The organism is Burkholderia sp. BCC0398 (genome assembly GCF_902833245.1).
GTDB lineage: Bacteria > Pseudomonadota > Gammaproteobacteria > Burkholderiales > Burkholderiaceae > Burkholderia > Burkholderia sola.
The window spans coordinates 35,000-48,843 of record NZ_CADFEM010000005.1 but is presented as its reverse complement, the minus strand read 5'-3'; the positions used below and the strand labels follow the sequence as shown (position 1 = coordinate 48,843).

Sequence of the window (13,844 nt, the reverse complement as noted above, 5' to 3'; positions counted from 1 at the left end):
TCGGCCTCCTTCGCGCGCGGGCTACGCCTGACTTCCAAACCAATCGGCCCGCCATCGTCACGGATGGCGGGCCGATTCATTCGCGCGGAACGTGGCGCCGCGCAAGGCGGCACACGCTACACGATCACGACCGCAGGGTCGCCTCGCCGCTGCAGGCTTCGGCGTTTGCCGAATCGGCGGACGCGTTCTTCGCCCCTGCCTTGCGCGAAATCCCTTGCAGAAGGAAATGTGACAGTGCCGGAATGAGGATCAGCGCACCGATCATGTTCCACAGGAACATGAACGTGAGCAGAATGCCCATATCGGCCTGGAACTTGATCGGCGAGAACGTCCATGTCACCACACCCGCCGCCAGCGTCACGCCAACCAACGCCACGACCTTGCCGGTGAACTGCACGGCATGGCGGTAGGCCACGCGCAGCGGCTGTCCGGTGCGCTGATACGCGAGCTGCACGCTCAGCAAATACAGCGCATAGTCGACCCCGATCCCCACGCCCAGCGCGATCACGGGCAGCGTCGCGACCTTCACGCCGATACCGAGCTTGACCATCAGCGCTTCGCACAGCACCGACGTGATGCCCAGCGGCACGACAGCCACCACCACCGCGCGCCAGCTGCGGAATGTGATGAAGCACAGCAGGATCACCGCCGCGTACACCATGAAGAGCATCGTGCGGTTCGCTTCCGCGACCACCACGTTCGTCACCGCGTCGATACCCGCTGAGCCGGCCACCATCAGGAACTGGTGGTCTGCATCGCTGTGCGTCTTCGCGAACTCCTCCGCCACGCTCATCACGCGGGAAAGCGTTGCCGCCTTGTGGTCCGTCAGATACGCGATTACCGGCGCGGTACCGCATGTCTGGCTGATCAGGTCCGGATGATCCAACAGAATCTGCCAGACCGTCTTGTTGATGATCGAGGGCACGCGGTCGATCGTGTACCACTTCGGATAGCCCTCGTAAAAGCCCGATGTCATCCAGCGCACGAGGCCGCCGACCGACGTCGTCGTCTGCACACCCGGCACGCCGCGCAGTGTGGTTTCGAGTCGGTCCGCTTCCAGTGCGAGCGGGAAATTATTCGCGTCGCAGGTGCCGTGCGACGATTTGCCGATCACCACGAACAGATCGCTCGACAACCCGAAATGCGCATTCGTATAGGCATTATCGCGGTTGTAGCGTGAATTGGGCCTGAGTTCCGGCGCGCCGGAATCGAGGTCGCCGATCTGCAAATGCTGGCTGATCGACCAGCCCACCGCCGTAAGCAGAGCCGCGCACACGATCGCGCCCACGGCCCAGCGCCGCTCCGTGAAGCGGTCCAGCAGATTCCACAGCGCGCCGGCCGAGGAAGCTCCGGAGGCATCGCTCTGCTCGCCGCGCACGCTGCGCCGCGCGGCGGACGGGCTCACTCCGATGTACGAGAGCAGCACCGGCAGCAGCAGCAGGTTCGTGAAGACGAGCACGCCCACGCCCACGCTCGCCGTAAACGCCAGGTCCTTGATCACTGGAATGTCGATGACCATCAGCACGGCGAAGCCGACCACATCCGCGAGCAATGCCGTGAGACCGGCGAGGAAAAGCCGCCGGAACGTGTAGCGCGCCGCCACGTAGCGGTGCGTGCCTCGCCCGATGTCCTGCGTGATCCCGTTCATCTTCTGCGCGCCATGCGAGACGCCGATGGCGAACACGAGAAACGGGACCAGCACCGAATACGGATCGAGCACGTAGCCGAGCGTGCGGATGATGCCGAGCTGCCAGACCACCGCAATGAGCGAGCAAGCCACCACCAGCAGCGTGCTGCGATAGCAACGCGTGTAGAGAAAGATCACCCCGAGCGCGATCGCCGCGGCAACACCGAAGTACATCGCGACCTGCTTCAGGCCCTCGATGAGATCGCCGATCAGCCGGGCGAAGCCCACCACGTGCACCTTCACTTCTCCATGGCCTTCGGTCTTGATCACTTCGTCGATCTGATGCGAGAGCTTCGCATAGTCGAGCGACTTTCCGGTGTCGGCGTAATGGTCGAGCAGCGGCAGCTGGATCATGCTCGAATGCAGGTCGTTGGAGACGAGGCTGCCGACGATGTTTGCGCGCGCAACGTTCGTGCGGAGCTGAGCAATTGACTGCGCCGAACCGTCGAAACCGTCCGGCATGACCGCGCCGCCCGCGAAACCCCTCTCGGTGACCACGTTCCAGCGCACGATCGGCATCCACAGCGATTTCACGCCGGGTCGATCGACGCCCGGAATCAGGAACAGTGCGTCATTGATGCGGCGCAACGCCGCCAGGTACTTGGGATCGTAGATGTCGCCCGAAGGATTCTCGACGACGATACGCAGCGAGTTGCCGAGCCCCTTCAGGTCCACCTTGTTCGCGAGATAGTTCTTGATATACGGATGCGAGAGCGGAATCATCTTCTCGAAGCTCGCATTCACGTCGAGCCGCATCGCCTGAAACCCGAGCACCGCGGTGATGATCGCGCAGATGACGATGAGCCAGGGACGCCGGTTGAAAATCAGGCGCTCGAGCGCATTGCCCGAGCGCAAATCGAACTGGGCAAGATCCGTCACAACAGGCATCTTGTCGAATTGGGCATTATTGCCGCCAGCCATGTCTGCTCTCCGTTATTTCGACTTCGCCAATCCGATTCGCGACAAGCCGGCTGCGCCGGCCAGCACCGCCGTGTCGTCGCGCAGCGACATCGCAAAGATACCGCCCGGCTGGCGCACGGCCAGTGCGTGAAACGTTGCGCCTTGATCGCTGCTTTCGAGCAGCTCGCCGGCCTCCGTGGCGAGCAGCACATGACCATTCGGGCGTTCTGCCGAAGCGAGAATGCTTGCGCTCGTCGGCAACGTGATCTTGGTCCAGGTGGCGCCGCCATCGGTGGAACGGTAGGCATTGCCGAGCAACCCGTACGCGATCATTGCGTTGCCAGCCGAAGCGAGTCCGAAGAGGCTGCCCTTCGACGGCGACGAGACCGCGACGAAGCGCTTCCTGTCGGGATCGAGTTTCAGGAGAAGGCCCTGCTCACCCACGATATAGAGCGTCCCGCCAATTCGGCGCATCGCATGCAGGTTCAGGGCTTCCGGATTGTCGACGCGGTCGAACCATGGAACCCAGCTGCGGCCGCCATCCTCGGTATGGAAAATGATGTTGAATGACCCGACGACCCAGCCCGAGTGCTCGTCGTCGAACCACACATCGAGGAACGGACGTCCGCCCCCATCGGCCACGAAGCGCTGAGCCTCCTCTCGCGACGCCTTGAGTGCGGCCGAATCGCCTTGCTGCTGCGCGTAATAGTCGGTCATCAGCTTCGCGGCCTGTTCGCCATCGAGCTGACGCACCCAGGTGCTGCCACCATCGGCCGTATGGAGCACTTCGCCGTCGTGGCCGACGGCCCAGCCCTGCGTTGCGGACTTGAAGGTCACCGCAACGAGATCCGAGCTCACCGGCACACTCGCCTGGCGCCAGTTCGCAGCATCATCGTCCGAGAAGAGGATGACACCGCGCGGCCCCACTGCAACAAGTCGTTGCCCGGCCCGGGCAACGGCAATCATGGGTTCGTGCGCGGCGCGCGGATTGACGACTGCCGGCGAGTGCATCGGGTCGGCGAACCCGGCGTAAACCGTACTGCTCGCGAGGCTTGCTGCCGCCGCCAACGCGAGACAACGAAACATGGTATGGCGCATTACGTCTCCTTCACAGTTACTGCCGACCAACTACACGAACAGTCCTGGACTTTATGTTTTTTTCACGCCGTGCCGGGTCGAGCCGGCGCGGCATACTCGGTGCGCTTACGGCATTACGCCAACTATCGAATACCGGTCGACCACATGTGCTTCGGCGCAATGCGGCCCGCACCCGCGGCCGAAGCATCCTGCCTGGCAAGACAGGCAGGATGCCGCCGGTTGTTTCAACCTGACATCGGCGGACAACTAGCGCACGCCGGAAGACTGCAAGCGCTCCGGGGTGAAGTACCCGGACGGGAAGCTCACATTGAACATGATCCCCGACGTCTCCGCAGGGTGGCTGCCGAAGATGTAGACACCGCTGTTGAAGTCGTAAAACCAGTTTCCGAGCGAGTACGGAATCTTGTAGTCGTAGGCGGGGACCGTCGTCTCGAATCCGCCGCGATACAGCTTGCCCGACTGGTCGTACGCGTCCATCATCCCGCCGCCACCGTCTTCGTCGAAATAAAGCGTCTTACGGCTATACACATGGCGCGCGCCTGCCTTCAGTTTCATGTCAACAACCCATACGCGGTGAAGTTCCCAGCGCACGTGATCCGGGTTGATGAAGTGCGGCGTGAGGATCTTGCTCGCCGGCGTTTCATATTGCTGCTTGTAGTCGTTGTACGGGATGTACATCTCCTTCTTGCCCACAAGCTTGGCGTCCCAACGATCGATGCGCCCATAGAACAGCTGGATATCATCCATCGTGATTGCCCCCGAATAACCGGGGTTCGGCGTATCGTATGCAAGATCCGGCGCCACCCGCACCCGGCGCTGCCCCGGATTGTATTCCCACGACTGCTGATCGTGATCCGCCGTATCCATGAAGTACCAGAACAGCGTCGTATCCCCGATCAATCGGGCCGGCGCCGCGTAGTCGTTGGCCACGTAATACCAGTTTGCGAGGCCGCCCTTCTTCCGGAATTCCTCCTCCTTCTTGGTATCGAAGTACGGGTAATACAGGGAACTCTTGAATTGCGCGGCAAGGATCGGCGTGCCGCGCGAGTCCACCAGCCATGTCTTCACGTTGTTGCGTTGCGCCGTACCGACGTATCGCAACTCCCAGTCCCACAACGCTTCCTGCCCGTTCTTCGGCACCGGAAAGGGCTTCCCGCCGAACGCCCCGGTCAGATAAAGGCCGTTCTTCTCGAGCTTCGCGGTTTGAGCGTTCTTGGTGGAGTTCTCGAGATACCAGTCGGGATAGGAAGCGCTGCGGTGTGTCGGGTAAACGTCCATCCGGTAGGTCGGATAGCGCTTGAATAATTCAAGTGAAGACGCACTCAACTTATCCGCGTATTGCTCGTAGTTTTGCGCGGTGATCTGCAGAACGGGCTTTTCACCGGAAAACGGATCGACCCACTTCCCCGAGTCCGGCTTGAAACCCGGCGGAGCTTGTGTGACTCCGCCGGTGTAGGCGGGAATTGACCCGTCCTTGTTTCCGGCCACCTCGGCACCAAAAGGCGTAACTTTGCTATCGGCGCCGAGCGTATATGGCGAAGCCCAGATTGCCGCAAGTACTGCAAGCACTTTAAGAAGCTTTGGGAATCTCTTCACAGCTGCCTCCATCTTTATCAAAACGTTGTCTGATACGTGATACCGAGCCAGGATTTGTCGCTGTAGGGCGCACCGAGCGCCGTCGCGGCACCTGCGCTCGAGTAGCCCCTCTTGTTCATGTAATACGTGTAGGTGATATCGATCTCGTGCTTGTTGTAGATGTTGAAATCGAGCCCGACCACGAACGTGTTCTGGCCTTGGGATTCCGCCGCAGGGCCGATAACCGGCGAATAGCCTTTCAGGTTGAGGTTGACGAAGAGCGGCATCGTCAGATCGACGCCCGGGAAAACTTGATACCACTGTGGCGTTGCACCGATGCCGAAGCCCGCCCAGAACCGCGTAGAGCAGTTGTTATACGGATTGTTGCCGCTCGCCGAACATTGGCCGGTCGTGTCGTAGCTCGAGTTGGCGACATTCCCTGGATGGGATTGCACGCTCAACAACCGGTTGAACGCGAATTCCGCCTGCAGGAACAGGTTGTCCCACAAGAAGGTCTTGCCCAGCGACTGCGTCACGTTCAGCAGCCCGTGCAGCGTGCGGCCGGTCGGTGCGTCGTTGACCGTCGTCGCGTTGACGGCGTTGAGGGGCATGTTCCAGCGGTAGGACAGTTCGCCGGCTACTGCGGCGCTGCCGACAGCGCCGTTGAAGCCCGCGCCGATCAGGTTGACGTTATTGCCGTACTTCGCCGTCACGCCGGGCAGATTGACCCCGGGAAAGAGCGCCGGCCCCGCGCCGGGCACCTGCACCGCCGCCCATGGCATCTTCATCGCGAAGTGACGGTACGTGAACTCAAAGGTCGTTGCGAGCGAGTCGACCCGCCACTTGCCGTCGAGGCCAAAATCGCCGATCTGGCCTTTGGTGGCCGCCACGCGCGGGATCGCCAACGTACCCAGGCCGGGAATCGTCGCATAGCTGGCCACCGGAGGACCGTACAGGATCGCGTCCGCGCCGCCGAAATACGTGCCGCCTTCAGGCACTCTGTCGTGGTTCCACTCGAAGGTGTACTGCGCGCCGAGGCTGATCGTATCGGTAATGTTCGCCGTCACGTCGGCCTGCGCCGTCGGCAGGACGATTTCCTTGAGCGATGCGCTCGGGCTCTGCGTCAACTTCATCAGGTCGAGCGGCTGCTGCCCGATCGCGACAGAGTTGGCACCACCGAGCGTGGCAAACGCGGACTGCCCCCAGGTGACCGCCGTCCGGCCAAGCTTGACGTTCACGGAGTGACCGCCGAGATCGAACGTGTTGAACACGAACGCATCACGCAGCTCCGCGCTCGGCCCCCCGTAATACTTTTTGATATAGCCCGTATATTGATTGTTGGGATAGTTCGGCGCAAACGCAGGATTGCTCGAATTGTGATTCTTGAACGTCGGGTCGTACCACGCGTCCATGCTCACGCGAAAGCCGGCCGTCTCCTTGTACTTGAAATCGAATTCGCTGTAGAGGTTCAGCATCGACTGAATCGTGCTGAACTTCGGCGTCGACAGGTCGCCTTCGTCGTAGGTCGGACTGTTCGTGTAGAAGTGGCTCGGGTTCTGCAGCCGGATGTCATAGTCGGCGCGCACCGTATTGTCCCAGTTCATTTCGATGTCCGGATTCGGCACATCGAAGCGGAAGGCGTTGGCGTTTGAACTCCACAACCCGCACGCCGCGGCGATGCAGGTCGCGTGTACGCCAAGGCTGATCGCACTTGGCTTCAGACTCGTCATTTTCATGTGTCTCCTCTTGTCTTTGTCGACGTGCCGCAGAAGCGGCTCTCGCCGTAGGGCCGCCACAGACATCTGGCAATGAAACGAAGCCGGCTTGCCTACCTCGTCAGCATCGCGTCCTGAACACCTTTCACGCCATCACCACAATACGAATGCTGTTCGCAAAGATAAACACTCGAAACACGACTGTCAACGCTCGCTCACCCCTAGGCGATACTTTTTTTGAACGTCGTTCACATGTTTGGGTAAACGCGGACGCGTAATCTGGATGGACGTCAAACGGTGTTGCACAAGCGGTACGCACGAGCGTCTACGGTGTGCGCGATGCGCTGCTCTGCGAATCTCTCCGAAGCACGCATCTGCGAGCGGCACGCATCGAATGAGCACCGGCAATACGGACGTTGGGCGATCTCCGCTCCCTTCGCCAGTCCGCGGCGCACGTCGATATACGTTCCGCACAATAGGAAGATTTCGCCCTGGCACGGTAGCGTTCCGCGTGATGGATGCAACGGCGCCTCGGCACCGAACCCGAGAGCAACCGGACTACGCACGGCGAAGAACGACATGCACACATGATGGGAACGATTTCCTCAGCAGTCCTTTCATATTCAAACGCCACGTACTCTGGCGGCGCGACCCGCTATCCCGTTTCCGTACGGAAGCGCATCTCCGGTTTTCGCGGAGCAGGCGGGAACACACGCCAGACTCCGTCGGCGTGCCGAAAGAAGAAAATGGAAAGGGATGTCGGAGAGGTGGATCTCCGCGCGAGCACACACCTGATGCGCGAATTGGCGAAGGTCAATCGGGTGATGTGCACCGGGGCGCTCGCGGAAGGCGCAAGCCACTTCTCGATCAGCGAACGCAAAGAACTTTCCTGAAGCTTCATGCCCTGCTCCTTCAACGGCCCAGTGCGCGCCTCGAGCAATCACATCACCCACGCAATAGGGAAACCTTGAGCGCGTGGCTCCGACACTTGCGCTTCGCATGCGCCAGCCTCGAACCCGGCTGGCTGGTGATCCGATACCACATGTTGAAAATGTGTCGGTTGACTAAATATTAGTAGTCGCTCGACCCATTATCAAGACTGCCCGTACTAGGGAGAAATGCTGATATTGACAAGATCTCGCCCCGTTTGGGTAGCATACGCTGCGCGCGGGTGCGGGTTTGTCTCGCATTAATTGGTCGACGGACGTATTATTTATTCATCACCTGACCAGCATCATCCGATCAATGCCGGCGCTGCTCCGGAGTCGACCGGTGCACTGATCAAGGTGGGGCTTGCCTGGGCTTACCCATCGTGAAGCGACACCGCGCGCGATGGAGAGCAAACGCCAATGGGGGCAGTGCAAATGAAAGACCTGACCATTTCTTCGGCAGATCTCGGCAACAAGGGAGCAGAAACGCCCAAGCGACGAGGCAACAGATCCACGCGCGTGCCCGCCATCATCGAGGTGGCAATCGAAGTGTTTGCGTCGGAAGGTAACGCTGGTTTCACCCAACGCCGCATAGCAAGCGATGCGGGGATCCTGCTGAGAACCTTGCAGCACTATTTCAGCACCCGCGAAGAGCTGTTGCGCGCCACGGTCGAGGCATTCACGAATCGCTACTTCCAGCACTATCAGACGATCGCCCAGGACAAGGCACGGCCACCAGAGGCCCGACTTGACACCATCGTCGACGAAGCATTCTCCGTGCTGACGTCGCCCGGCGGCAATCGCGTTTGCGCCTTTGTTCTGGAGTCGTGGAGCCTGGCCGAGCATGAGCCCTCCCTGCACGCGTTGATGGCGAAAACCACTGCCGATTTCCAGGATCTCCTGGCAAACCTGGTCTCGCAGATCAATCCAGACCTCGCATCGGCGGAATGTACGCTGCGCGGCGCCCTGCTGCTTTCACATCTGCAAGGGCTCGTGGTCTTTATTCGACGATGCGACGCAAACACACCTGATCTTGATTCGTTCCGCCACGCCATGAAGGTGGTCTGGCGCGCATTGAGCAAGGCATCCCCGTAAACCTGGTCAGCAGCCCACCGCGCCATGGCCGGGCCGGGATCGCGCGCTAGCTGTGAAGCTTCAATAGGTTGTATCGATGGTTCATCCGGACTGAGTCTGGGAGACTGGAAGTCGCCAAACACCCAACCTTCCAGGAACCCAGCCGGATGAACACCCATAAGAATGCCCGACTCACTTTCGCGCGTCGACTTGAGATGGTTCAGGAGATCACTGAATTCGGTTCGAGTGTGCAGCAGGCCGCAGCCGATCATGGCGTGACAGCGCCGACCGTGCGTAAATGGCTGGGCCGCTATTTGGTCGGTGGTGCACCAGCGCTGGCTGATGCCTCGTCGCGCCCGGCCCGCTCCCCGCGTTCAATCGCCCCGGCAACGGCCTTGCTGATCGTGGAATTGCGCCAGCAGCGCTTGCTGCAGCGCCAGATCACCCGACAGGCAGGCGTGTCTGCTTCGACCGTCAGCCGCGTACTGGCGCGTGCTGGGCTATCCCGGTTGAGCGACCTGCAACCGCGCGAACCCGTTCAGCGCTACGAACACGAGGCGCCAGGCGATTTGCTGCACATCGACATCAAGAAGCTCGGTCGAATCGCGCGTCCTGGCCATCGTGTCACCGGTAATCGGCGCGATACGGTGGACGGCGTGGGTTGGGAGTACCTCTTTGTCGCCGTGGATGACCACGCCCGGGTTGCCTTCACGGCGATGCATCCCGACGAGACAAAACGTAGTGCTGTGCAGTTCCTGCGTGACGCCGTTGCGTGGTACGCCGGGTTCGGCGTGCGTGTGCGCCGGTTACTGACGGACAACGGTTCGGCGTTCCGTTCGCACGAATTTGCTCGGGCCTGCCAGGAACTGGGTATCCGACACAAATTTACGCGGGCGTATCGTCCGCAGACCAACGGTAAAGCTGAACGCTTCATCCAATCGGCTTTACGTGAGTGGGCCTATGCATGGACGTACCAAAGCTCGGCTCATCGCATCGAAGCCTTGGCGAGTTGGCAGCATCACTACAACTGGCATCGAGCTCATAGCGCCATCGGCGGCATTGCGCCGATGGCGAGACTTCCTGCGTCGAGAAACAACCTCTTGACGCTTCACAGCTAGCCGCTTCCCATGCACCCCACCGCCTTCGACTGATAAACGCGGTGCGGCTCCCCGCCTGCAACCACCCGTCAGCGGGTTACTTTCCACACTAACGGCAAGTAGTACAACGTGCCGTTCACACCACCGTGAACCCCGGCTTTCGCACCCGGCTTGACTTGGAAATCCGGAATACGCTTGAGCCATTCCTGAAGAAAAACCTTGAGTTCCACGCGCGCGAGGAAGGAGCCAGGACAACGATGCGGGCCATTGCCGAACGTCGAATGAATCGGCGGCGTGCGGCTGAAATCGACGGTGAGCGGGTCTTCGAACTTTCTCTCGTCGAGGCCGTGCAGCGTGGTCGGCAAGATGATCATGTCGCCCGCCTTCAGTTGCACGCCTTTGTACTCGAAATCGTGAGTGATCCGCCGCCCTTGGTTAACCACTGGGAAGCGGCGCAACAGTTCGTCAACAGCCTTTTGAGTGAGTGCGGGATTGTCGATGAGCTGCTTGCGATGTGCGGGGCTGCCAGCCAGAAAGTTCGCGATGAATCCCATTGCGGACGCAACCGTATCGAGGCCGCCGATCAGCACGAGCCCGCACAGGCCGCGAACCTCATCATCGGTCAACGCACGCCCGTCGATCGTCGAATTCACGATCTTGCTGATCAGATCGTCGCCGGGATTCGCGCGCCGTTCGGCGATCTTCGCCCCCAGATACTGGAAGATCGCACCCAGCGCGGCAAGCTTCTCGTTAGCGTCCACAGGGCGCACCATCTTGTCGGCAAGGCCGAGCAGGTACTCGCGATCCTCGGCGGGAAGCGCCACCATGTTCATGAAAATGGCGATCGGCAGATGCTGCGCGAACCGCGAGACGAATTCCACCTCGCCCGCGGGGTAGAAGTCTTCAATCAGTTCGATCGCCAGTTCCCGCGCCTTCTCTTCCAGTTTGCCGATGGCCTGCGGCATGAACGCAGGCGCGATCAGCGCTCGATAGGCCGTGTGCTGTGGCGGATCGAAGAAGATCGGCGGCAACGGCTGATGCTCGACCAGCGGCACGGTGAGCTGCTTCGACGAAAAGTTCTCGTAGTCCTTCAGGATGTTATAAATGTCGTCGCCGCGCGTTGCGACCCAGTGCCCGCCGTTGCGGGGCGTCCAGAAAATGTCCGGAATACCTTCCGCGTGCAGTTTCTTGAGCGACAGATGGTAGTCGCCTTCGGCGCCCGGCGGGTGGTAGATATCGATGTCGAATACCCGTTCAGGCGAAACGTGCGAAGGTACCGGCGCCTGCTCCGGAGTCGCGCCATGGCCAACTGCTGACATAAGATTGTCTCCTTTCTTCGGATGGATCGGAACGCGCGGTCGAATCGGCCTTCCTTGGTGTGCCGCGCGACGGTTACAAAAACGCGCCGTATAGCTCGATGTGGTGCTCGGTATTTCCCCAGGTCATGTCGATACATGTAAGGCGCTTCACGTACCAGCCCACCGCCAGTTCGTCCGTCATGCCCATCCCGCCGTGAAGCTGTACAGCCTGTTGCGCGACGAAACGGGCGCTGCGGCCAACGAGCGCCTTTGCGGCCGTCACCGCCCGGTGGGCGGCGACGACGTCGTCTTCGCCAAGCTTCGCCGCGGCAAAGTAGACGATCGATTTCGCCTGCTCCACCGCGGTCAAGATATCGGCGGCGCGATGCTGGAGCGCCTGGAATTTTCCGATCGGCGAACCGAACTGCTTTCGAGTGCGCAGATACTCAAAGGTCAGATCGCTCAGCCGCGACATGGCACCCACGGCTTCGGCGCACAACGCGAACATGCCTTGATCAACGGTCCATTCGAGCAGCGGGTAACCCTGATCGATGGTGCCGACAACGCCCTGTGCATCGATGCGAACGCCATCGAGCACGATCTCGGCAACGCGCTGCCCGTCCAGCGCCGGAAATCCCTTGACGCTCACGCCTGGCAGCCGCGCATCGACAGCGAAGAGCGTGATCCCGTGCATGTCCGTCTGCTCGCCCGCGGTGCGTGCCGAAACCAACAGGAGGTCCGCGCTATCACCGTGCAGCACGACGCCCTTTCGTCCATTCAGGATGAACCCGTCACGCGTCGGCTCCGCCGTCGTCGCAACGTTCCACAAATCGAAACGCGCGCCGGGTTCGAGCGTCGCCAGCGCGGTCTTCAGGCTGCCGTCCGCGATACCGGCCAGCAGTTCCGCCTTGCGCGCCTCGTGCCCCGCGCGCGCAATGAGCCTGGCGCCCAGCACGGCCGACGAAACGAAAGGCTCGAGCACGAGCCCACGGCCGAATGCTTCCATCACGAGCATCGTCTCGACCGGGCCGGCGCCCAGTCCGCCATGGTCCTGCGGCACGTTCAGCGCGAGCACGCCCATCTCGGCGAGCGTGGACCAATGCGCATCCGACCAGCCTTGCGGCGTGGCGGCGAGACGGCGCCGCGCGTCGAACTCGTATTCCTTTTCGACGAAGCGGCCGACCACATCGGCCAGCATCTGTTCCTCTTCAACCAGCGTGAAGTCCATGGCGTGTCCTCAGATGCCGAGCGCCTGCTTGGCGATGATGTTCTTCTGCACTTCGGTCGAACCACCGTAGATCGAAATCTTGCGCCAGTCCAGGTAGTGCGCTGCGAGTGCGTTGAGCAGTTCGCCATTGGCGGTTTCACCCTGCCAGTCCGCCTCCAGCGCCTCGCTCACGAAAGGCACCGCATAGGGCCCCGCACATTCCATGATCAGTTCCGTCAGCTGCTGCTGAATCTCCGAACCGCGGATCTTCAGCACCGACGCTTCCGGTCCGATCGGACGCCCCGCGGTTTCGGCAGACACCACGCGCAGAAGCGACCATTCGTGAGCAATCAGATCGATTTCCACGCTGGCGATGCGATCGCGAAAACGCACGTCTTCGATCAGCGGCTTGCCATGCTTGCGCTCGGCGCTCGCAATCTCCTTGAGACGCCGCATGAAACGCTTGCAGTTGCCAAGGCCTGCAATATTGGTGCGCTCGTGTCCGAGCAGATACTTCGCGATCGACCAGCCGCGATGCTCGTCACCGACCAGGTTGCTCACCGGCACTTCCACATTGTCGAAGAACACCTCGTTGACGTCGTGGCCGCCGTCCAGCGTACGGATCGGCCTGACCGTGATGCCGGGCGTCGACATGTCGATCAGCACGAACGAGATGCCTTCCTGCGGTCGGCCGCTGCTGTCCGTACGGACGAGACAAAAAATCCAGTTCGCCCACTGCGCGAACGAGGTCCAGATCTTCTGGCCGTTGACGACGTAGAAGGACTGACCATCACGTTCGATGCGATCCGCACGGGTCTTGAGCGAGGCAAGATCGGAACCGGCACCCGGCTCGGAATAGCCTTGGCACCACCAGTCCTCCATCGAGACGATGCGCGGCAGGAAGCGTTCGCGCTGCGCGTCGGTGCCGAATTTCTGGATCACCGGTCCGACCATCGAAAGGCCGAACGGCATCTGGCGCGGCGCGCCGGCGGTGAAGCATTCCTCGTCGAAGATGTTGCGCTGGGCGGCAGTCCACGCGGCTCCGCCGAAATGCGCGGGCCATGCGGGCGCCCCCCAACCCTTCTCCGCCAGAATTCTCTGCCAACGCACATAGTCTTCACGTGGCACATGGCGGAAGTTCAACACGCGTTCGCGAATCTCGTCAGGCAGATGCGTGCGCACGAATTCGCGCACCGTGGCGCGAAATTCCTTCTCGGCGGGACTCTCTTTCAGGTCCATCGTCAGGCTCCAGTCGCCGCCCGGC

At 61.2% G+C, this 13,844-nt stretch carries 10 protein-coding genes; 3 read left to right on the top strand and 7 right to left on the bottom strand.

What is annotated here, in order from left to right:
• Positions 1 to 124 precede the first annotated feature (124 nt).
• The 4 genes from HWX76_RS12045 to HWX76_RS12030 all read right to left on the bottom strand — a co-directional run bounded on the left by HWX76_RS12045 (position 125) and on the right by HWX76_RS12030 (position 6,990).
• Complete coding sequence (locus HWX76_RS12045) at positions 125 to 2,608, bottom strand: MMPL family transporter (protein WP_176015853.1); 2,484 nt, start codon at positions 2,606 to 2,608, stop codon at positions 125 to 127.
• A gap of 12 nt (positions 2,609 to 2,620) precedes the next feature.
• Positions 2,621 to 3,685 carry a YCF48-related protein gene (locus tag HWX76_RS12040; protein ID WP_012337331.1) on the bottom strand — a complete coding sequence of 355 codons (1,065 nt, stop codon included), beginning with the start codon at positions 3,683 to 3,685 and terminating at the stop codon, positions 2,621 to 2,623.
• A 246-nt stretch (positions 3,686 to 3,931) separates the two neighbouring features.
• Positions 3,932 to 5,281, bottom strand: coding sequence for a DUF1329 domain-containing protein (locus HWX76_RS12035; protein ID WP_041492363.1), 1,350 nt, complete (start codon positions 5,279 to 5,281; stop codon positions 3,932 to 3,934).
• Positions 5,282 to 5,298: 17 nt separating this feature from the next.
• Positions 5,299 to 6,990 (bottom strand): DUF1302 family protein, encoded by a 1,692-nt coding sequence (locus HWX76_RS12030; RefSeq protein ID WP_226248655.1) that lies wholly within the window; start codon positions 6,988 to 6,990, stop codon positions 5,299 to 5,301.
• A 572-nt stretch (positions 6,991 to 7,562) separates the two neighbouring features.
• Between HWX76_RS12030 and HWX76_RS12025 the strand changes: the two genes are divergently transcribed.
• From HWX76_RS12025 to HWX76_RS12015, 3 genes are all read left to right on the top strand, one after another.
• The gene (locus HWX76_RS12025) at positions 7,563 to 7,868 is read left to right on the top strand and encodes a hypothetical protein (RefSeq protein WP_157062246.1); all 306 of its coding nucleotides are present in this window, start codon (positions 7,563 to 7,565) and stop codon (positions 7,866 to 7,868) included.
• Between the two features lie 471 nt (positions 7,869 to 8,339).
• Positions 8,340 to 8,999, top strand: coding sequence for a TetR/AcrR family transcriptional regulator (locus HWX76_RS12020; protein ID WP_041492362.1), 660 nt, complete (start codon positions 8,340 to 8,342; stop codon positions 8,997 to 8,999).
• A gap of 146 nt (positions 9,000 to 9,145) precedes the next feature.
• Positions 9,146 to 10,096, top strand: coding sequence for an IS481 family transposase (locus HWX76_RS12015; RefSeq protein ID WP_012337325.1), 951 nt, complete (start codon positions 9,146 to 9,148; stop codon positions 10,094 to 10,096).
• 68 nt (positions 10,097 to 10,164) lie between these two features.
• Here HWX76_RS12015 and HWX76_RS12010 read toward each other — a convergent pair whose 3' ends face one another.
• The 3 genes from HWX76_RS12010 to HWX76_RS12000 all read right to left on the bottom strand — a co-directional run bounded on the left by HWX76_RS12010 (position 10,165) and on the right by HWX76_RS12000 (position 13,819).
• The gene (locus HWX76_RS12010; protein ID WP_012337324.1) at positions 10,165 to 11,394 is read right to left on the bottom strand and encodes a cytochrome P450; all 1,230 of its coding nucleotides are present in this window, start codon (positions 11,392 to 11,394) and stop codon (positions 10,165 to 10,167) included.
• Between the two features lie 73 nt (positions 11,395 to 11,467).
• On the bottom strand, positions 11,468 to 12,601 hold the full coding sequence (locus tag HWX76_RS12005; RefSeq protein ID WP_050016531.1) for an acyl-CoA dehydrogenase: 1,134 nt from the start codon (positions 12,599 to 12,601) through the stop codon (positions 11,468 to 11,470).
• A gap of 9 nt (positions 12,602 to 12,610) precedes the next feature.
• Positions 12,611 to 13,819: an acyl-CoA dehydrogenase family protein gene (locus HWX76_RS12000; protein WP_050016529.1), complete on the bottom strand. Its 1,209-nt coding sequence runs from the start codon at positions 13,817 to 13,819 to the stop codon at positions 12,611 to 12,613.
• Positions 13,820 to 13,844 lie beyond the last annotated feature (25 nt).